Here is a 19,279-nt window from a genome sequence, read left to right on the forward strand (position 1 = left end):
CGGCGCAGCCGGGAGGTTTGGAATGGTATTGAACTAACCCGGTTGGAGTGCGTAAAGTCGGCCTCAGCCGACAACGGAGGCACCGCCATGAGTGGCTTCACGCCTGCTGCGCAGGACAGGTTCTCGTGTGGATTGCGGACGGTCGGCCGGACCGCCCGCGACGACTTCGATGAGGCCACTCGCGCCCCGCTCGACCGGGTCGAAGCGTTCGAGCGTCTCAATCAACCGGCCATGGAACGTCTGCTGGGCGTGCGATGACACTGGTGGCCGGGGTCGACTCGTCGACCCAATCGACCAAGGTCGTGGTGTGCGACGCGGACACCGGCGAGGTACTCCGGGAGGGCCGCGCGCCACACCCCGACGGTACCGAGGCCGATCCGCTCCTGTGGTGGGCCGCGTACGAGCAGGCCAGCGCCGGGCTGCTGGACGGTGTCGCCGCGATCGGCGTCGCCGGGCAGCAGCAGGGCATGATCTGCCTCGACGAGGCCGGCGAAGTGGTGCGTCCCGCCGTGCTGTGGAACGACACCCGCTCGGCGCGCGCCGCGGTCGACCTCACTGACGAGTTCGGCGGCCCGCAGGCGTGGGCCGACGCGGTCGGGCTGGTGCCGGTGGCCAGCTTCACGGTCACCAAGCTGCGCTGGTTCGCCCACGCCGAGCCGCAGCTCGCGGCCCGGACGACCACGGTGCTGCTGCCGCACGACTGGCTCACCCACCGGCTGCGCGCTGACGGGGGCGAGCCGACGACCGACCGCGGCGAGGCATCCGGTACGGGGTACTGGTCGCCGGCGACCGGGGAGTACCGCCGGGATCTGGTGAAGCTCGCCTTCGGCCGGGACCTGGCGGTGCCCCGGGTCGCCGGGCCCGCCGAGACGGTCGGCGAGACCGCGTCCGGCGCGGTGCTCGCCGCCGGCACCGGTGACACCATGGCCGCAGCGCTCGGCGTCGGCCTGCGGCCCGGCGACGTGGTGGTGTCGCTGGGCACCTCGGGGTGCGCGTTCGGGCTGAGCGAGGTTCCGACCGCCGACGCGAGCGGGCTGGTGGCCGGCTACGCCGACGCGACCGGCCGGTTCCTTCCGCTGGTGTGCACGCTCAATGCGGCCCGGGTGCTGGGCACGGTCGCCGACCTGCTGGGCCGGTCGCCGGCCGAGTTCGACGAGTTGGCGCTGTCGGCGCCGCCGGGCGCGGGAGGGTTGACGCTCCTGCCGTACCTGGACGGGGAACGCACCCCCAACCTGCCCGGCGCGCGCGGTCTGCTCGCCGGGCTGACACGGGCGAACGCGTCGGCGGCGAACCTGGCGCGGGCCGCGGTGGAGGGCATGCTCGGCGGCCTCGCCGACGCCCTCGACGCGCTCCGCGCTCAGGGCACCCCGGTCGACCGGGTGCTGCTGATCGGCGGCGCGGCCAAGTCCCGCGCCGTACGGGCGGTGGCGCCGGCGCTGTTCGACGCGCCGGTCAGCGTGCCGAGCCCCGGCGAGTACGTCGCGCGCGGCGCGGCGCGTCAGGCCGCCTGGGCGCTGTCCGGCGGTGCCGAGCCGCCGCAGTGGCCTCTCGCGGCCGAGGAGGTAGCCGCCGCCGGTACCCCGGAGGTGCACGAGCGCTACGCCGACGTCCGCCAACGGTCCCTACGGCTGCTGACGTAACGCGGTCGCGGCCAGGACCTCGTCAGCGACCTTCCTTGTGGCGGCGGCGGTCGATGTCCTTGAGGACGTCCGGGTCCCACACCGAGGCGTCCCAGTCCTCGGCGGTCGGCCGGGCCACCATCGGGGGCTCCTCGGAGTAGGGCCGCTTGACCCCGGCGCCCTGGCGCAGCACCGCGGTGGAGTGCCGCACGCCGGCGATGAGCGCCGCGACCCCGAGCATGCGGACCGCGATCGCCGCGTACACCCCGCCGGGCAGGTCGAAGAACCCGAGGACGAACAGCAGGACGAAGGCGCCGAAGACGTAGAACCCGATGAGCCGGTTGGTCGGCCGTCCCTGCTCGCGGGCCTCGCGGGCGGCGGCCACGAGCCACGAGATGCCCGAGATCAGCAGGCCGAGCACGACCGCGAAGCCGACCAGACCGATGACCAGCAGGGTGACGACCACCGCGCGGGCCTGCAGCGACGACGGGACGTTTCCGGTCGCGGCGAGCAGCGCGGCGACGGCCAGCTCGACGACGGCGTAGGCCACCGCGAACCCGACCACCCGCCGCGCGGCAACGGACAGTTGCATGATTCCTCCCCCGTAAATCGGTCGCCAACGATACGCGGCCGCGGCCCGTCGCGCTGACCCTCGGGGGACGGGCCGGGTTACGGTCCGATGTGGACGAACGGCATCCAGGCCGTGAGGTCGCCGCCGCTGCGCTCGCGCAGATCCCGGACCGCGTGGTGCAGGGCCACCGCGCTGCGCTGCGGGTGCAGGGTGCCGCCGGTGGCCAGGTCGGCGTAGACGGCGGCGGCGACCTCGGCGGCGGTGCGGTCGCCGACCGACCACAGCGTCGCGATCACGTGGCGGAAGCCGGTGAAGTGCAGCGCGGCGGCGAGCGTGATCGCCTCGTCCGGCAGCGCGGCGCCGCCCGTGGCGGTCTTGCACGCCGACAGGAACGCGAACTCGTTGCGGTGCGCCTGCCGGCCGAGGTCGGTGACCGTGAGCGGGCCGTCGTACAGCTCCAGGCCGCCCGTCGACGGATCGTCGAGGTCCTGCGAGCCGTGGCAGGCGAAGTGGACCCAGCGGTGCCGGCCGAGCTCGGCGAGTACCGTATCCCGGGTTGCGGCGGGACCCTCGAGCAGCGTGCGGCGGCGTCCGGGCAGTGCGGCGGCGAGCAGCGCCACCTCGTCCCTGACGGACGGCAGCGGCGGCTGGCCGGGCGCGTCCGGCAGCGCGACCACCAGCAGGCGTTCGTCGCCCGGATCGTCCGGGCGGCCGGATCGGCGGGCGTCGAGCAGGGCGCGCAGCGTCGGCGTGTACGACGAGACGACCCGGTCGACGACGGCCGCGCCCGGTATGCCGTGGCGGCCGGCGGCGTGCAGGGGCAGCAGGCTCAGCGCGCCGGTCGGGCACCACCACAGCCGCGGCCAGGGCCCGTCGGGGGCGCCGCTGTGCCCGAGGTGGTCGAGGATGCGGCGCGCGAACGCGTCCCACATCCAGGCCGCGGTGTCGCGCAGCGTGTCCGGGCCGAGGCCGCCGGTGCCGTACGGCACCACCTCCCGCTCCCGCCCCAGCCCGCCCAGCGCCAGCAGGTACCCCTCGACCCGCTCCACGACGTCGTCCTTGCGCAGGTCGGGCAGGTCGAGCACCTCCACGCCGCCGGTGCGGACGATGAGCGCGTCGCAGCGGCCCGACCCCACGTTGACGATGACGACCGGCCCGCCCTCGGCGGCCGGCAGCAGGTCGGCCAGGCGCGGCGGGCGCAGGAAGTCGGCGAAGCCCTCGAGGCGGCGGATCTCGGCGACGACGTCGTCCCAGGCCCGTGCGCGGGCCATCCGCCGGTCCAGCTGCCGGGCACTGTCGGGCATCATCCGTGGGACACCAGCCGATCTCTTAGGACCGGGTCGCGGTAGCGGTACGCGCCGCCGGCCGGCTCCAGCACCTGACGCTCGCAGGCGTCGTCGAGGAACCGGATCAGCCGCAGCGGCAGCCTCCCCCGGGCCGCGAGGTACAGGCGGGCCACGGCGAAGCGCGGCCAGGGCAGGAACGTGGCCGCGGCGAAGCCCCCCGCCCCGGCGCCGAACAGGGCACCGAGGACCGCCGTGACCGCGATCCCGGGACGGGACGGCAGCCCGTACGTCAGGTCCAGCAGCAGCACGTACGGCGGCCACAGCCCGGCGGACACGGCGATGGCGACGATCACGAACCGCGGCAGGCGCCGCCGGCTCGCGCGCACGTCCCGGCCCGGGTCCGGCGGCGGCGCATCCGTCACGACCGCGCCCGGCGCGCGACGCAGCCGGCCGCGGACCGCGCCGATCGCGGCGGCGACCGGCACCAGCGCCGCCATGAACGTCACCACGATGCCGGCGGTGAGCTCGATGCCGTGGCGGGCGAGGCCGTCCTCGAAGACCCGCCACGCGTCCTCGGGCAGGCGCAGCCAGTACGACAGCAGCTCGACGGCGGCGAGGTACACGCCCCACAGCAGCCCCTTGCGGGCGCCGGCGATCACGGCCCGCCGGTCGCCGATGCGCCGCCCGGCCGCGCGGCGCGGCTTGTCGCGACCCGGCCGGGTGCCGGCGGCCCACATCAGCGCGCCGAGCGCGGCGACGACCGCGAGCCACTTGAGGTGCCCGGCGGCGGTCAGCGGCGACGCGACCCCGCCGAGGCCGAACGTGGCGGCGTCGAACGTGGTGTTCATGGTGGCGCGCAGGTCGCCGAGGAAGCCGGGCCGCAGGCGTTCGCAGAGGTGGTACACCGGCCAGAGCGAGGCCTCGAAGGCCACGACGGCCAGGAGCGCCCCGACGGCGGCCGCGGGGGCGGGCCGGATCAGCACGGGGAGGCCCGCCCACGGGATGTCGTACTGGTGCGCCCGGTCGAACCCGCGCGCGATGAACGCGAGCCACCGGCGCGCCTCGTCCGGCCGGTACGGGCTCGGCGGCCCGTACGCGTCGGAGAAGACCCGGTCCAGGGCCGCACGGATGTCGGTGTCGGCGTGGACGTCCTCGGCGCCGCCGCCGTCGTCGGCGGGCCGGTCGGCGCGGCGGTAGGCGTCGAGTTCGGTGAGGCGCAGCTGCCGCAGCTCGACGGCGGCGGTTCCGGCCGGGTCGCCGGCCGCGCGGACCGCCTCGCGGTAGGCGTGCGGGTCGCTGGTGAGGACGAACGGCCCCGCGTACGCGTCGAGGCGCTCGAGGGCGGCGGCGCGGGCGGCGGCCGGCAGCTCGTGCAGGCCGTCGAGCAGCGGCAGGACGCGGCCGGCGGCGACCAGCCGGCGGGCCGGCGTGACGCCGCGCGCGTCGGGGCCACCGAGCTCCGGGAAGTCGACGGCGACGCGGGCGGCGACCCAGTCGGCGACGTCGCGGCCGCCCGGGTCCCAGCCGGCGACCGGCACCACGACGGGGACCGGCCCGCCGTCGTACGCCTCGGCGAGCCGCAGGAGGAACACCGTCTTGCCGCTGACCGGCCCGGCGAGCACGACGAGCCGCCCGGTCGGCATCGCCGCGTACACCTCGGCCGGCGCCAGCTCGCTCAGGTCCACATCGGACGGTGCGTCGCCGGCGAGCCGGGCCCCGTTGGCCAGCGCCGGCCGGTACACGCGGTGGCGCAGCAGCTCGGCCCGGGCGCGCTCGAGGTGCAGGGCGGCCAGCCGGTCGGCCGTCGCGTCCAGTGCCGGCCCGGAGCGCCATCGCATGCGCCCAGGATGGCATCGGGTCCGAGCCGGAAACGATCGTCCGTTCGCCCGTCGAACGCCCCGGCGGCCCTTCGGTAGCCTGGCGCGGTGGCAGGCTGGTGGGCGCGGCAGGTCGGCTCCCGGGCCTACAACGTGCTGGCGTTCATGGAGGCCGCCGGCGCCCGCAGGTCCGGCGACGACATGGAGATCCTCGGCGAGGCGGCCGCCAGCTTCGCGATCGCGGCCGAGCAGGCCCCGCCGGGCCCGCGCCGCAACCGCTACCTGGTGCGCTCCGCCACGCTGCGCATCGCCCGGTTCCGGCGCACCGGCAACGCCTCCGATCTGGCGACCGGGATTCAGGCCCTGGAACGGGTGCTGTCGGCCGACCCGCCGGACACGGAGCAGTACGCCGAGGCCACCGCGGAGCTCGCGTCGGCGCTGCGGCGGACCGGTTCGCGGGCCGACTTCGACCGGTCCATCGAGCTGCTGCGCCGGGAGGTGCCGGCCGGGGTGGACGTCACCGGGCGGACCCGGGTCACCCGCGCGCTCGGCGCCGGCCTGCTGCACCGGTTCCGCCGCGACGGCGACCCGGGCGACCTCGACGCGGCGATCGAGGCGGCGCGGGCCGCCGCCGACGATGACGCGCTGCTGGCCGACGCGCTGCTCGAGCGGGACGCCCGGCGCGGCGACCCGGCCGCGGTCGACGAGGCCGTCGGGCTGCTGCGGCGGGCGACCGCCGACCAGACGGAGCAGGGCTGGGCCCTGCGCTGCGGCGAGCTGGCGCAGGCGCTGGTGCGGCAGTACCGCATCCGGCGCGAACCGGCGCTGCTGGACGAGGCGGTCGACGTGGCCCGCCGGGCCGGCGCCGAGGCCGATCCGGGTTTCGACCGGCTGGCCGCGCAACACGACCTCGGCGTCGTGCTGTTCGCGCGGTACGAGGCCCGCGGCGACCCGGCGGACCTGAGCGCGGCCGTTGCCGCGCTGCGTTCGGCCGTCGCCGGCCTGCCCACCGGCGCGCCCGGCCGCCCGGACCGGCTGGCCTGGCTGGCCACCGCGCTCACCGTCCGCGCCACGCACCTGGGCGCGCGGGCCGACCTCGACGAGGCGATCGCGCTGCTGCGGGAGGCCGGGCCCGCGCATCGGGGCGCACTGGTCAATGCATTGATCGCGCGCGCCGACGTCGACGGGGCCGTGGAAATCGGCCGGCACCTGGTCGGCGGCGACACCTCGGACCGGTCCGCGGCCGGCCTGGCCTACCTCACCCGGCACCTCAGCTCCGGCGACCTCGGCGACCTGGAGCGAGCCATCGAGGTGCTGCGGGCCGCGATGCGCGACGCGAACCCGGCCGAGCTCGAGCGCCGCCTGGTGCTGTTCGACCACCTGGGCACCGCCCTCGCCGCCCGGTACGCCGCGACCGGGGCGCCGGCCGACCTGGACGAGGCCGTCGACCTGCTGCGCTCGGCGGCCGAGCGGCTGGCGCCCGGTGACGCGATCCGCGGGGCGGTCCTGTCCCGGCTGTCGGTCGCCCTGCGGTACCGCTACGGCCTGCACGGCGCGCGTTCGGACATCGACGAGGCGGTGGAGGTGCTGCGGGAGGCGTCGGACGGCGCCGGCCGGACGATGCACCTGACGGCACTGGCGAACGCGCTGCAGACCCGCCACGACCTGACCGATGACCCCGAGGACCTGCGGGGCGCGGCCGACGCCGCACGCGCGGCGCTGCGCGATGCCGGCCCGGACGACCCGATGTACGCATCACTGCTCAACAACGTCGGCATCGTGCTGCACCGCACCTTCGAGGTCACCGGCGACCGCGACGACCTCGACGAGGCGGAGTACGCGCTGCGCACCTCCCTCGATTCGGGCGGCCGCGACGACGCCGACTGGTGGATGGTGCCGCTCAACCTGGCCCAGGTGCAGTTCGCCCGCTACGAGCTCGACGGCGACGAGGACGCCCGGCGCGACGCCCTGGCCCACGTCACCGCGCTGCTCGCCGCCGTCGCCCCCGGCACCCCCGCGCACGCCTCGCTGCAGATCGTGGCCGGTTCCCTGTACCGCGCCGACCCGCGATCCGCGACCGAGGCGGTCGCGGCGTTCCGGTCGGCCGCGATGAACGAGCACGCGGCGGCCGTCGAGCGCATCCGCGCCGCCATCGACGCGGCCAGGCTCGCGCTGCGCCACCGCGCGGCCGGCGTCGCCACCGACATGTACGCCGTCGCGGTCTCGCTGCTGCCCGCGGTCGCCTGGCGCGGCCTGGACCGCACGGACCAGGAGCTCCGCCTGGCCTGGCTGGCGGATGTCGCGACCGACGCCGCCGAGGCCGGCATCACGGCGGGCCGCGCGGACGCCGCGGTCGAGTGCCTGGAGCAGGGGCGGACCGTGCTGTGGGGCCAGCTGCTGGAGCAGCGGGCCGAGCTCACCCGGTTGCGCGACGCGGCGCCGGCCCTGGCCGACCGCCTCGAGGCCGCGCTCGCCCAGCCCCCGCCGTAGTCACCGCCCGCGGTTCGCGTGGACGATCCAGGCCCGGGCGTCGAACCAGACGCCGTCGGCGGTCAGGTGTTCGGCGAGCGCGTCACGCAGGCGGTCGAGGGTGGCGGCCGCCGCCGCGGGGTCGAGATTCTGCAGCGCCGCGCTGGTGCACGAGAAGCCACGGACCCAGTCGAGTGCCGCGTCCGGATCCGGGCCGTAGTACACGGGCTCGCCGACGTCGGTGAACGTGACGCCGGCGAACCCGGCGCCGCGCAGGATCTCCTCCACCACCGCCGGGTCGGCCAGCGAGAACGGGTCCGGTCCCCGCGGCTGCGGGTCGCCGAGGGCGCGGCGGATGGTGACGTCCCACTCGTTGCGGTCGCCGGACTGCCAGACCGCCATGACGAGGCGGCCGCCGGGCCGCAGCGCCCGCGCAATGTTGGCGAACGCGGCGGCCGGGTCGGCGAAGAACATCGTGCCGAAGCGGCTGATCGCCAGGTCGAAGGAGTCGTACGCGAAGTCGTACCGCTGCGCGTCGGCGCACTCGAACGCGACGTTGCCCAGGCCCTCGGCGCGGGCGAGCGCCCGGGCCCGCTCGACGGCCCGCGCGGACACGTCGAGCCCGAGCGCACGGCCGGCGTGGGCCGCGCGCGCCGCGTCGCGGGTCGTCCGGCCGCCGCCGCAGCCGATGTCCAGGACGCGGTCGCCGGGCCGGACGTCCCAAGCCCGGCGCAGCACCGCGCCGTAGCGGGTCAGCTCGGCGTCGTAGTCGACGGGGCCCTGCATGGTCGTCCCTCCTCAGGCGTCGCGCCAGGCGGCGGGGGAGCGCCCGTACGCCGGCGGCAGACCGGGCCAGCTCAACGCCCGGCCGTCGAGCTGCCCGGGCGGGCTGATGCCGCTCCATCCGTCGCCGAGCGCGACCCGGAAGGCGTCCGGGTCCGGTTCGCCGTCCCGGACGTCAGCGCGGACCCCCTGGTCCAGGAGCCATCGCGCCGTCCGGTTGAGCGACACCGACACGTGCGCGACCTCCCCGGTCCGCGCCCGCCGGGCCAGCGCGGTCAGGACGCCGCCGGCCAGCAGATACCCGGAGGCGTGGTCGAGCAGCTGGCACGGCAGCGCGCCGGGGCGGGCGCCGTCGGCGGTGGCCGCCCAGCCGATGCCCGTGGCGATCTGGACGAGGCTGTCGAAGCCGCGGCGCCGGCCCCACTCGCCGGCCGTTCCCCACGCCGACAGCGTGGCCACGACGGTGCCCGGGTGCTCCTCGGCGATCTGGTCCGGCTCGAGGCCGAGGCGGCGCAGCGCGCCGGGCCGGTAGCCGGTCACGACCACGTCGGCCCCGGCGACCAGCCGGTGCAGGGCCTCCCGGCCCGGCCCGGTGCTCGCGTCCAGCAGGGTGCTCGCCTTGCCGATCACGCCGTCGACCGCGTGCAGCGGCAGCTCCGGGCGGCCCGGGTCGTCGACGCGCAGCACGTCGGCGCCGAGCGCGCCGAGCATCCGGGTGCCGACCGGCCCGGCGATGACCCGGGTCAGATCCAGCACCCGCAGCCCCGACGCCGGAAGGGGGCCCGGCCGCGGCATGGGAGGCCCGGCGCCAGCCGGCACGATGGAAACCAAGGGGGATGCGTCCGTGGCCGGCCCGTCGGCGCGCCACTGTTCCTGGGTGCGCGCGGCAACCGCGAGCCCGCCGGCCTCGTACACCAGCCGCTCCACCTCCGCCGCCGGCCGGGCGCCGACCGCCTCGGCGAGCCGGGCCTGAACCTCGTCGTCCGGCCCGTCGCCGACCCCGAGCGCCGCGAGCAGCGCCGTGCGGTGCCAGGGATAGTTCGCGTGCGTCCGCACCCAGCCGTCCGCCGCCGGCCAGAGCCGCGACAGCGGCGCGAACCCGTCGATGCCCCGGCCCGCCGGGTCGCGCAGCAGGGCCTCGCTGCGCATCGCGGCCGCCACGTGGGCGGTGTCCAGGACGACCTCGGGCCGCCGCCCGCTGCGCGCGTGTGCCAGCTCCGCGGCGGCGTCGAGGCAGGCGGACACGGACGCCACGGCGCACTCGGCGACCGCCAGCGGCGAGGAGAGGCCGGCCGGCCGCGGATCCCCGGCCACCCGCACGTTCACGGGACCATCCCGGCCGGCCTGAGAAGCGCCGACCGCGCGTTGCCGGGGCTGCCGTTGAGCAAGGTGTACTCGTAGTCGCCGTCGCCGTCGGGGGTCATCGCATAGCCGCAGTACACCCCGGTGAGCACGGCCGGGGCCGCCGTTGTGGCGTGGCGCGTCACATACGTCCACGCGTCGTAGACCAGCCGCACGCAGGCGATGCCGTGCGCGACGGCGAACTCGAGGGCGCCGCTCTGGAAGCCGGTGGCGGCCACCACGACGCCCTTCTGCGCGCCCGTGGACTGCAGCTTGGTGAGCAGTACCTGGACATCGGAGCGTTTGACGGGGTCCTTGTGGCGCTTGCACTCGAACAGGATCAGGAAGTCCAGGCCGGCCAGCCGGAAGCGCGCCGTGACGTCCATGATGTAGGTCCCGTCGAGGCCCTCGAGCGGATCGAGGTGCCTGACGTCCCAGCCGGCCAGCTCCAGGTCCATCGACCGGGCGATCGCGGCGACGGCCTCCTCGTAGGCCTTGGGCGTGATGTCGAACGCCGGCCAGTGATCGTCCTGCACCGCTTGGATCCTAACCGGCCGCGCGCCGAGTGGCTAAGATGCGGCCGGTGGAGGTTGACCGAGACACGGCGATCGATCTCGAACACGAGGCGCACGATCCCGTCGCGCAGTGGGAGCTGCGCGAGCACGGCCCCTTGGACATGGCGGTGCAGATCCAGGTCGGCACCGTCGGCGACGGCTGGTACGTGCGCCACCTGGGCTTCGGTGACCGGCGCTTCCCCGGCAAGACGGCCGCCTGGCAGGCGGTTCGCGGGCTGATGGACCGGCACGAGGGCCGCTGGGAGCGGGTCGGCGTCGACTCCGGGCCGTTCCGCGCGCTGTGGCGTGCGGATGGTTCACGGGTGCTGTACGACACGCACGACGACGAGTCGCTGCACGCCGGCTGGGGCCGGGGCAAGGACGAGCGCTGGAACGCCTACACGGCCGCCATGGACGCGGGTGAGACGCTGCGCAGTACCGAGACGCATTCGCTGCTCGAGGGCGTCATCGAGCTGATCCGGTACCGCGATCCGATCGACGGATCGCCGCGGTACGCGGTCTGCACGGCCGTCGAGGCGGGCTCGGACTGGCGGGTCGTCGACTACCGCGAGCGCGCCGCGGCGGACGCGGAGTACGAGCGGGAAGTGTGGTCCAACGCCGACCCGGAGCTGCCCTACCGGTCGAGCGACATCGTCGACGTGCCGGTCAGTCGCCGGTCGAGGCCCCCGCACGGCCTGAGCGTCTCGCCGTCCGGCGAGGTCGGCGTGACCGAGGATCTGCGGTACCTGGGGCTGCTGCCGCCGCGGATCGTCTGGCCGCGGACACCGGCGCCGGCCGGGCCGCCGCGCCCGGTGTGCGCCATGACGGCCCGGCCGAGGGACTGGGGGCCGGAGTCGGTGGACGTCCGGGACGTCACCCCGCCGCCGTGGCGGGAGGCGGCCGACCCGCCGCCCAACGACCTGGCCCTGGCCGCCCTGCCCGACGGGCGGTACCTGCTCGCCGCGGCCGAGGACACCGCGGCCCACGTCTGGAGCGCCGGCGACGGCCGCCGGATCCGTACCGTCTCCGGGCACACCGAGCGGGTCCTGTCCGTCGCGCTCACCGTGCTCGCCGACGGCGAGGCGGTGCTGGCCACCGGCGGACAGGACGGCGCGGCCCGCGTCTGGACGACCCGGGAGGGCGAATCGGTCGCCGACCTCCTCGGGCACGACGGACCGGTGAACGCCGTCGCCTGGGCCGGCCCGCCCGGCGACGTGCCGTGGCTGGTCACCGGAGGCGACGACGCGACCGTGCGGGTGTGGAACGTGGCGAGCGAGGAGACCCGGGCCGTCTTCGAGGTCGGCGCCCGCGGCGTCGACATCGTGTGGTCGGTGGCCGCGGCCGTGCGGTCCGACGGGCACGTCTGCGTCGTCGCGGGCGTCGACGACTCGGACCGGTCCACCGTGTACGTCTGGGACGCGACCGCCGGCACGGTCGCGCACGAGTTCGTGTTCGAGCGCGCCGAGCCGGGCATCCGGCCGCCGTACGTGGCGGTGGCGACGCTCGCCGACCGCTCGCTGCGGGTCGCGGCCGCCGCCGGCGGCGTGGTGCGGATCTGGGACGGCCACACCGGCGAGGTGGTGCGCACGTTCCCCGCGCCCGGCGGGCGGCGTGACGGGCACGTCGCGCTGGCCGTGCTGCCCGGCCTGCGCGTCGCCGTCGCCACGACCGGCGGCCGGCAGACGCTGGTCTGGGACACCGAATCGGGCGCGCCGCTGGCCACGGTGGACCATGCGGGCGAGGGATGGCACGAGCCGGTCGGCCTGGTGGCCCGGCCGGACGGAGCGCTGCTGCTGGCGACCGGCCGGGAGGGCGACACGCCGGCCCGCGTCGTGCGGCTGAGCCCGCGCTGGTAGGGGCCGGTGTCCATCGAGGAGCTCGCCGTGCGGGTGAGCGCCTGGGTCGAGGAGTACCGGCGGTCCGGCGATCCGGCCGCGATCCTCGACGCCACCGCGGACCGTGACGCGGCGGCGCTGTGGCGGGCGGTGCGCGCCGTCGACCCGGACAGCGCCTCGGCGCCGCTGGAGGCCCTGTATCTGGCGGGGTCCCGCGTGCTGGGCCGGCTGCACTACTGGCGGCACCGGGAGTCGGCCGGCGATCGCGGCGACGCCGAGCTGGCCCGGGCGCTGCTGTGCCTGGAGGCCGTCGCGGACGACCATCATGCCGTGCCGGCCGAGCTGCACCCGCTGGTCGGGCGGTTCACCGACCCGGAGGCCCAGGCGGAGGCGGCGGTGGCGCTGCTGGCGGCCTCGGCGCGCCGGCCCGACCCGGCCCTGCTCGACGCGGCGATCCTGCTGATGACCCCGGCGGCGCAGGCGACGCCGCGGCGGGACCCGCGCCGCGGCGCGCGGCTCGCGCACCTGTGCCTCGCGCTGCGGCGCCGGCACGAGCGGGACGGCGCCGCGGCCGACCTCGACGCCGCCGTCGTCGCCGGCGAGGAGGCGGTCGAGATCGCCGACCGGCGCGGCGAGCCGGCCCCGGCGGCGTGGACGCACCTGGCCGCCGCGTACCGGTGCCGCCACCAGCTCCGCGGCGGGGCCGGCGACCTGCGGCGGGCCGTCGGGCTGCTGGAGCGGCGGCTGGCCGTCGCCGGCGCCGACGTGGCCGCGCCGGCCGAGCTGGCCGAGGTCCTTCGGCTGCGGTACGAGCAGACCGGCGACCCGGCGTACGTCGAGCGGGCCGTGGTCCTGGCCGGCGAAGCGGTCGCGCGGGCCGGCGACGAGGCGGACCCCGCGCTGCTGGCCACCCTCAGCGGCGCGCTGCTGCGGCGGTACGAGCGGACCGGCGCCCCGCCGGACCTGTGGCGCGCGGCCGAGCTCGGCGAACGGATCGTGGCCGCGCCGCCGCCGGACGCCCCCGGCCGCGGCGCCCACCTGGCGGCCGCGGCGTCGGTCCTGCTCACGCGGCACGAGCGGAGCCGGTCGCCGCGGGACGTGCACCGGGCCGTCGACCTGTACGAGCAGGCGCTGTCGACCCTGCCCGACGACGACCGCGCCCGCCCGCCGCTGCTGCGGGGCCTCGCCGGGGCGCTCCACCAGCGGCACCTCGCCACCGGCGACGGCGCCGACCTGGAGCGCGCCGTGACCCTGGCCGGCTGGGCGCTCGCCGCCGTCCCGCCCGGCCGGCCCGACCGCGCCGCCGCGGCCATGGACCTCGCGGCCGTCCACCTGACCCGGCACGCGCACACCGGCGTGCTCGCCGACCTGGCCCGCGCCGTCGAACTGGCCGAGGACGCGCTCGCGGCCGGCGGGCCGCCGGCGTGGCTGTCCACGCTGAGCGACGCCTACCAGCAGCGCTACGTCGTCACCGGCGACGCCGGCGACCTCGACCGGGCGATCGCGCTCGGCGAGCGGGCGGCGGTCGGTCCCGGCTTCGCCCTCGCCGCGCGGCAGGTGCGGCTCGCGACCGCGTACTGGCGCCGCCACCGCGGCGCGGGCCGGCCGGGCGATCTGGACCGGGCGGTCGAGCTGGGCGAGCGGGCCGTGTCCGGTACCCCGGCCGACCACGTCGAGCTGCCCGGCCGTCTGTCGCTGCTCGCCGAGATGCGGCTCGACCGGCACCGCCTCGGCGCCACCGGCGAGGCGGACGGCGACGGCGAGGCGGACGCGGCGGTCGACCTCGCCGAGCGGGCGCTGGCCATGGTCCCGGCCGGCCACCCCGCCCGCTCGCGGTTCACCGCCACCGTCTGCGCCGCCCGCCTCGAACGCGGGGCCGCCGCGCTGGACCCGGACCGGCTCCGCGACCTGGCGGCCGGGGCCGCCGAGGCGCACGGTGCGGCGCCGCTGGACCGCATCGCCGCCCATCACGCCGCCGGCTCGCTCGCGCTGGCGGCCGGCGACGCGACGCTGGCCGTGAGGCTGCTGGACCGGGCGGTCGCGCTGCTGCCGTCCGCGGCGCCACGGGAGGCCGGCTGGGCCGACCAGCAGCACCGGCTCGGCCGGCCGGCGGGCCTCGTCGGCGACGCGGTCGCCGCGCACTGTGCGGCCGGCGACCCGGGTGGGGCGGTCGAGATCGCCGAGCTCGGCCGGGGCGTGCTGCTGGCGAGCCAGGCCAGCACCCGCGTCGACCTGGTGGCGCTGGCCGCTCACGCCCCCGGCCTCGCCGACCGGTTCGGCTGGGTGTGCGAACGGCTCAACACGCCGGACTTCCCGGCCGAGGAACGGCGGCGGTGGTGGGCCGACTACGACGCGCTGCTCGCCGAGATCCGGCGGCGGCCCGGCCTGGAACGGTTCCTGGCCGCGCCGCGCCTGGCGGACCTGCGCCCCGCCGTGGCGGGCGGCTGCGCGGTCCTGGTCAACGCGAGCCGGCACCGCGGCGACGCGGTCGTCGTGCGGCCCGGCGCCGAGCCCGCGCTGGTCGAGCTGCCCGGCCTGCGACTGTCCGATGTGGACACCCATGGGTCGCGGCTGCTCGGCGCGTTCGAGGGCGAGCCGTCGCCGGCCGGCGTGCCGGACCGCGGCCGGGTGGTGCGCGAGATCCTGGCCTGGCTGGACGAGGCGGTCGTCGGCCCGGTCGTCGCCGCGCTGGCCGCGACGCCGGCGGCACCGTGCCGGGTGTGGTGGCTGCCGACCGGCCCGCTCGGCCTGCTGCCGCTGCACGCCGCCGGCGCCGCCCCCGACGTGCTGGTCTCGTCCTACGTGCCCTCCCTGCGCGCCCTGCGGGCCGCCCGCGACCGGCCGCCGGCGACCCGGCGGCGGCGCCTCACCGTGGCGCTGCCGCACACGCCCGGGCTCGCCCCGCTGCCCGGAGCCGCCCGCGAGGCCGCCGCGCTGGGCGGCACGGTGCTCACCGGCGAGCAGGCCACCGCCGGCCGGGTGGTGCCGGCCGTCGAGGCGGCCACGTGGGCGCACTTCGCCTGCCACGCCGTGGTCGACCCGGCCTCCCAGGCCGGCGGCGGGCTGCGGCTGTTCGACCGGACGCTGCGCCTGCCCGAGGTCGGCGGGCTGCGGCTGGCCGAGGCCGAGCTGGCGTACCTGTCCGCCTGCTCCACCGCCAACCACGGCATCCGGTACGCCGACGAGGTGCTGCACCTGGCGTCCGCGTTCCAGCTCGCCGGCTTCCGGCACGTCGTGGCAAGCCTGTGGCCGCTCGACGACGGCACCGCCGTGCGGGCCGCCCGCGCGTTCTACCGGGCGCTGCCGGAGTCACCGGTCGCGGACGGTGCGGCCACCGTCCTGCACCACGTGACCCGCCGGCTACGCGCGGCGAACCCGGACCGCCCCGACCTGTGGGCCCCGCTGATCCACAGCGGACCCTGATCAGCTCTTGCCGGAAACCGGCTGGCCGAGGGCCATCAGCTCGGACACGGTGACGAACCGGTAACCGCGCTGGCGCAGCCCGGTGAACATGGTGCCGAGCTGGCTGAGCGCCACGTACCGGTTGGGCGAGCCGACGTCGTGGGCCAGGATGATCTGACCGGGACGGGCGTGCTCGACGATGTCCTGCGCCTGACCGGGCGGGTTCTTGACGTACAGGTCCTCGTTCATCTTCGTCGACCACAGCACCAGGTTGTAGCCCGCCCGGTCGGCCCCGAGGAGCGTGGACCCGCCGAGGTGCCCGTACGGCGGGCGGAAGAGCTTCGGCTCACGCCCGGTCACGGACTTGATCGTGTCGTGGGCGCGGGCCAGCTCCCGGCCGACGGCCGGCGCGTCCATTTTCGCCAGGTCCGGGTGCGACCAGGTGTGGTTGCCGACCTCGTGCCGGTCCAGCCGGCCGCGCAGCAGGTCGCCGTGGGCCGCCACGTTCTGCCCGACCAGGAAGAACGTCGCCGGCACCTCGTAGTGCTCCAGCGTGTCCAGCACCTCGGAGGTCCACTTCGGGCCCGGCCCGTCGTCGAACGTGAACGCGACCACCGGCTCGGTCGTCTCGACGTGCCAGGTGACCGACACGCGCCCCTGGTTGTCGTAGTCCAACCGGTCGGCGGCCGGCGCATATCCGCCGTCGAGCGGCAGGTGACGCTGTGGCCACACCTGGGGGACCGTCGCGGCGGCCGCTCCGATGGCGGCGCCGGCGGTCAGGAGCAGACCACCTCGAAACAGCGCGCGTCGGTTCAACACCCTCTCCCGTCGGTCACGGCGTTCCCGCTACTGGTACCGCCGTATTCGATCACGAGGCCGGCGGATCCGGACACCCGCCGTTCGTTTCGTATTCATCCGAAATCTCCGGACCTGGCACCTCGACGGTCCGTCAGAGAACGGCATGGACCGACGCATCGGCCTCGCGCTGCTCAGGCTGCTCTTCCGGATCGGGCGCGCCAACGCCGGCGCGCCGGCGGCGGTGCTCGGCGCCGACGCCTATGCCGAGGCCGGCGCGGTCTGGCGGCAGTACGGCGACGACCCGCTCGCCCGGGTCGTCCTGCATCACCTGCTCGAGCTCCGCGAGCAGCTGTCCGGCGCCGCCGACCCGCTCGCGGCCCCGGTGCTCGAGCGGATGCGGTCCGGCCGTGACGCCGCGACGCCGGCCGCGGTGCGCCACCTGGTCGCGCTCGCCCTCGGCGAGACCACCGACCCCGGCGACGTCGACCTCGTCGGGCTGCTCACGGCGGGGCACAGCGAGCGCGAGATCCGCGCCGCGCTCGCCGACCTCGACGGGCCGGCGCCCGAGGCCGAACTGCCGGCCGCCACCCTGCGCGTGCTGGGCCGTAACGCGATGAGCGGGTACCGGGTGAGCGGCGACCCGGCCCACCTCGAACAGGCCCTCGCCATGCTCATGCGGGCGCTGATGGCGACGCCGGAGAGCGACGCGGCCTGGCGCGACGTCGCGGTGGACCTCGTGGAGGGGCTCGTCTCCCGCTTCGAGCTCACCGGCGGCGCCGACGAGCTGGCGATGGCCGTCGACGTCGGGCGGCACGTGGCCCAGCAGGGCGACGAACGCGTGCTGCCGGCGCTGTGCGACGCGCTGCGCCTGTGCTACGAGTTCGGCCACGGCGGTCCCGAGGCCCTCGACGAGGCGGTGGCGGCCGGCGAGCGCGCCACCGGCGAGGCCGGCGCCGTCAACCTGGCCCTGGCGCTGCTGATCCGCCACCAGATCGCCGGAGCCGTCGAGGACCTGCGCCGGGCCGCCGCGCTGCTGTCGGCCGCGCGCGACGGGTGCGCCGACCCCGGCCGGCGGGCCGCCATCGCGGGCGATCTGGGCGTCGCACTGCAGCAGGTGTACCGCCACGAGCACGACCCTCGCCACCTGACCGACGCGATCGCGGCGACCGAGGAGGCGCTCACCGGCACCGACCGGCGCGACGCCCGCCTCCCCGGGTACGTCGGCAACCTCGGCGCCCTGCTCGTGACCCGCTACGAGCGGGCCGGCGCCCCGGCCGACCTCGAAGCCGGCATCGGCCACCTGCGCGACGCGCTGTCCCGGCTGCCGGCGGGCCACCCCGACACCGACCTGGTCGGCGCCAACCTGGCCCACGCGCTGCGGCTGCGGGCGGAGCGCGGCGGCCGGGTCGACGACGCCGACGACGCGGTCGCCACCTCCGCGGCGCGGCCGCCCCGGATCGGCACCCACCCCGGCACCGCCGACCTGCACGCCGCCAACGCGCTGCACGCGCGGTACGTCCAGCTCGGCGACGTCCGCGACCTGCACGCCGCCGTGCAGCGCATGCGCCGCGCGCTGGCCGCCACCCCCGCCGGCCACGTCGCGCGCCCCGGCTACCGGGCCACCCTCGGCGCCCACCTGCAGGAGCTGCACCTGCGCACCGACGGGATCGCACCCCTGGACGAGGCGATCGACCACCTGCGGGCGGCCACCGCCGCCGAGGACAACCCCCAGTTCTGGGTGAACCTCAGCAACGCACTCCGGCTGCGCTGGATCGCCGCCGACGACCCCGGCCACGACCCCGCGTGGCTGCGCGAGGCGATCGACGCCGCCACGCGCGCCCTCGCCCGGACCGGCCCCGGCCACTTCGCCTACCCGGGCGCGCTGGCCAACCTCGCCACCGCCGAGTACGGGATGTTCCAGCACTCCCCGCGCCCCGAGATCCTCGAGCGGGTGATCGACCACGCCGCCGCCGCGCTCGCCGCGCTCGACGACGACCATCCCGACCGCTCCCGCATCGCCATCGTGCTCGCCGAGGCGTACGAGCAGCGCGACCCGAGCGGCCTCGCGGCGGCCCTCGCCACGCTGCGCACCGCCACCGAGCACCCGACGGCGCCGGCACTCATCCGCTGTACCACCGCCATGAGCTGGGGCGATCTCGCGGCCCGCCACGGCCGGTGGGAGGAGGCCACCCTGGCGTACGCCTGGGCGGTGCGGCTGCTCGGCCCGCTGACCCGCCCCCGGATCGGCCGCGAAAGCCAGGAGTACCACCTGGAGCGGTTCACCGGCGCGGCCACGGCCGGCGCCGCCGCGGCGCTCAACGGCACTCCGTCCGGCGCCGGCCTGGTCCAGGCCCTCGCCCTGCTGGAGCAGGGCCGCGCGATCCTGCACACCCAGGCCTGGACCGCCACCCACGCGCCCGGCTAACCCTGCTGCGCACGGCGTTCGGCGAGGCGCGTCCGCTCGTCGGCGCTGAACATTTCGGGCCGCAGGCCGCGATCGAGCTTGAAGTCGAGCCCCGCGTCGAGCAGCGGCAGCGCGGCGGGCCGCCACAGGCAGTAGTCGAGCATCTGCCAGACGAGACAGGCGGCGCCGTAGGTCGCGAAGCCGCCGTCGTCGCCCGCAATGACGGCCTGCAGCTCGGCCAGGAAGCCGTCGGGGTCGGCGGTCGCGTAGTCGCGCAGCTCGTCGAAGCGGGTCACGACCTCCATGCCGTCGACGCGGCTGTCGAACGGGCCGAGCGTGTACCGGCCGAACTTCTCCAGCCAACCGGCCATGTCGGCGCGAAACCGCGGCCGGGGTGTAC

14 protein-coding genes are annotated in these 19,279 nt (G+C 76.9%); 6 read left to right on the forward strand and 8 right to left on the reverse strand.

The annotated features are described in order from the left end of the window. Positions 1-87: 87 nt before the first annotated feature. Together ACQEVU_RS17140 and xylB are read left to right on the forward strand one after the other, a co-directional pair. Positions 88-258, forward strand: a complete 171-nt coding sequence (locus tag ACQEVU_RS17140) for a hypothetical protein (RefSeq protein WP_433324544.1) — start codon at positions 88-90, stop codon at positions 256-258. Next, on the forward strand, positions 255-1,640 hold the full coding sequence (xylB, locus tag ACQEVU_RS17145) for a xylulokinase (protein WP_433324546.1): 1,386 nt from the start codon (positions 255-257) through the stop codon (positions 1,638-1,640). The genes ACQEVU_RS17140 and xylB overlap by 4 nt, the downstream gene beginning before the upstream one ends. A gap of 22 nt (positions 1,641-1,662) precedes the next feature. Here the strand turns inward: xylB and ACQEVU_RS17150 are convergent, their stop codons facing one another. The 3 genes from ACQEVU_RS17150 to ACQEVU_RS17160 all read right to left on the reverse strand — a co-directional run bounded on the left by ACQEVU_RS17150 (position 1,663) and on the right by ACQEVU_RS17160 (position 5,314). After that, positions 1,663-2,211: a hypothetical protein gene (locus tag ACQEVU_RS17150; RefSeq protein WP_433324548.1), complete on the reverse strand. Its 549-nt coding sequence runs from the start codon at positions 2,209-2,211 to the stop codon at positions 1,663-1,665. A gap of 77 nt (positions 2,212-2,288) precedes the next feature. Further along, positions 2,289-3,497 carry a CHAT domain-containing protein gene (locus ACQEVU_RS17155; RefSeq protein ID WP_433324550.1) on the reverse strand — a complete coding sequence of 403 codons (1,209 nt, stop codon included), beginning with the start codon at positions 3,495-3,497 and terminating at the stop codon, positions 2,289-2,291. Beyond that, the gene (locus ACQEVU_RS17160; protein ID WP_433324552.1) at positions 3,494-5,314 is read right to left on the reverse strand and encodes a hypothetical protein; all 1,821 of its coding nucleotides are present in this window, start codon (positions 5,312-5,314) and stop codon (positions 3,494-3,496) included. The genes ACQEVU_RS17155 and ACQEVU_RS17160 overlap by 4 nt, the downstream gene beginning before the upstream one ends. An 87-nt stretch (positions 5,315-5,401) precedes the next feature. Between ACQEVU_RS17160 and ACQEVU_RS17165 the strand changes: the two genes are divergently transcribed. Beyond that, complete coding sequence (locus ACQEVU_RS17165; RefSeq protein ID WP_433324554.1) at positions 5,402-7,783, forward strand: hypothetical protein; 2,382 nt, start codon at positions 5,402-5,404, stop codon at positions 7,781-7,783. Here ACQEVU_RS17165 and ACQEVU_RS17170 read toward each other — a convergent pair whose 3' ends face one another. From ACQEVU_RS17170 to ACQEVU_RS17180, 3 genes are read right to left on the reverse strand one after another with little or no spacing between them, the layout of a single operon-like run. Continuing rightward, positions 7,784-8,548 carry a class I SAM-dependent methyltransferase gene (locus tag ACQEVU_RS17170; protein WP_433324556.1) on the reverse strand — a complete coding sequence of 255 codons (765 nt, stop codon included), beginning with the start codon at positions 8,546-8,548 and terminating at the stop codon, positions 7,784-7,786. 12 nt (positions 8,549-8,560) lie between these two features. Beyond that, a complete protein-coding gene (locus ACQEVU_RS17175) occupies positions 8,561-9,871 on the reverse strand; it encodes a CoA transferase (RefSeq protein WP_433324558.1) in 1,311 nt (436 codons plus the stop codon). Further along, positions 9,868-10,422, reverse strand: a complete 555-nt coding sequence (locus ACQEVU_RS17180) for a restriction endonuclease (RefSeq protein ID WP_433324560.1) — start codon at positions 10,420-10,422, stop codon at positions 9,868-9,870. Before ACQEVU_RS17180 ends, ACQEVU_RS17175 begins: the two co-directional genes overlap by 4 nt. 47 nt (positions 10,423-10,469) lie before the next feature. On the opposite strand from ACQEVU_RS17180, the gene ACQEVU_RS17185 reads away from it, so the two are divergent. After that, on the forward strand, positions 10,470-12,296 hold the full coding sequence (locus ACQEVU_RS17185; protein ID WP_433324562.1) for a WD40 repeat domain-containing protein: 1,827 nt from the start codon (positions 10,470-10,472) through the stop codon (positions 12,294-12,296). A gap of 6 nt (positions 12,297-12,302) precedes the next feature. Then, positions 12,303-15,698 carry a CHAT domain-containing protein gene (locus ACQEVU_RS17190; protein WP_433324564.1) on the forward strand — a complete coding sequence of 1,132 codons (3,396 nt, stop codon included), beginning with the start codon at positions 12,303-12,305 and terminating at the stop codon, positions 15,696-15,698. Here the strand turns inward: ACQEVU_RS17190 and ACQEVU_RS17195 are convergent, their stop codons facing one another. Then, the gene (locus tag ACQEVU_RS17195) at positions 15,699-16,496 is read right to left on the reverse strand and encodes a polysaccharide deacetylase family protein (protein WP_433324566.1); all 798 of its coding nucleotides are present in this window, start codon (positions 16,494-16,496) and stop codon (positions 15,699-15,701) included. 142 nt (positions 16,497-16,638) lie between these two features. On the opposite strand from ACQEVU_RS17195, the gene ACQEVU_RS17200 reads away from it, so the two are divergent. Beyond that, a complete protein-coding gene (locus ACQEVU_RS17200) occupies positions 16,639-18,900 on the forward strand; it encodes a hypothetical protein (protein ID WP_433324568.1) in 2,262 nt (753 codons plus the stop codon). On the opposite strand, the gene ACQEVU_RS17205 is transcribed toward ACQEVU_RS17200, so the two are convergent. Continuing rightward, the gene (locus tag ACQEVU_RS17205; protein ID WP_433324570.1) at positions 18,897-19,250 is read right to left on the reverse strand and encodes a hypothetical protein; all 354 of its coding nucleotides are present in this window, start codon (positions 19,248-19,250) and stop codon (positions 18,897-18,899) included. The genes ACQEVU_RS17200 and ACQEVU_RS17205 overlap by 4 nt on opposite strands. Between the last annotated feature and the right edge of the window lie 29 nt (positions 19,251-19,279).

Source organism: Dactylosporangium sp. CA-139066 (genome assembly GCF_050936175.1).
Lineage (GTDB): Bacteria > Actinomycetota > Actinomycetes > Mycobacteriales > Micromonosporaceae > Dactylosporangium.

Bases quoted from the DNA above. Each gene is read 5' to 3' on its own strand.
- ACQEVU_RS17140 (WP_433324544.1), top strand. From the start codon at position 88: ATGAGTGGCTTCACGCCTGCTGCGCAGGACAGGTTCTCGTGTGGATTG.
- xylB (WP_433324546.1), top strand. From the start codon at position 255: ATGACACTGGTGGCCGGGGTCGACTCGTCGACCCAATCGACCAAGGTC.
- ACQEVU_RS17150 (WP_433324548.1), bottom strand. From the start codon at position 2,211: ATGCAACTGTCCGTTGCCGCGCGGCGGGTGGTCGGGTTCGCGGTGGCC.
- ACQEVU_RS17155 (WP_433324550.1), bottom strand. From the start codon at position 3,497: ATGATGCCCGACAGTGCCCGGCAGCTGGACCGGCGGATGGCCCGCGCA.
- ACQEVU_RS17160 (WP_433324552.1), bottom strand. From the start codon at position 5,314: ATGCGATGGCGCTCCGGGCCGGCACTGGACGCGACGGCCGACCGGCTG.
- ACQEVU_RS17170 (WP_433324556.1), bottom strand. From the start codon at position 8,548: ATGCAGGGCCCCGTCGACTACGACGCCGAGCTGACCCGCTACGGCGCG.
- ACQEVU_RS17200 (WP_433324568.1), top strand. From the start codon at position 16,639: ATGGACCGACGCATCGGCCTCGCGCTGCTCAGGCTGCTCTTCCGGATC.
- ACQEVU_RS17205 (WP_433324570.1), bottom strand. From the start codon at position 19,250: ATGGCCGGTTGGCTGGAGAAGTTCGGCCGGTACACGCTCGGCCCGTTC.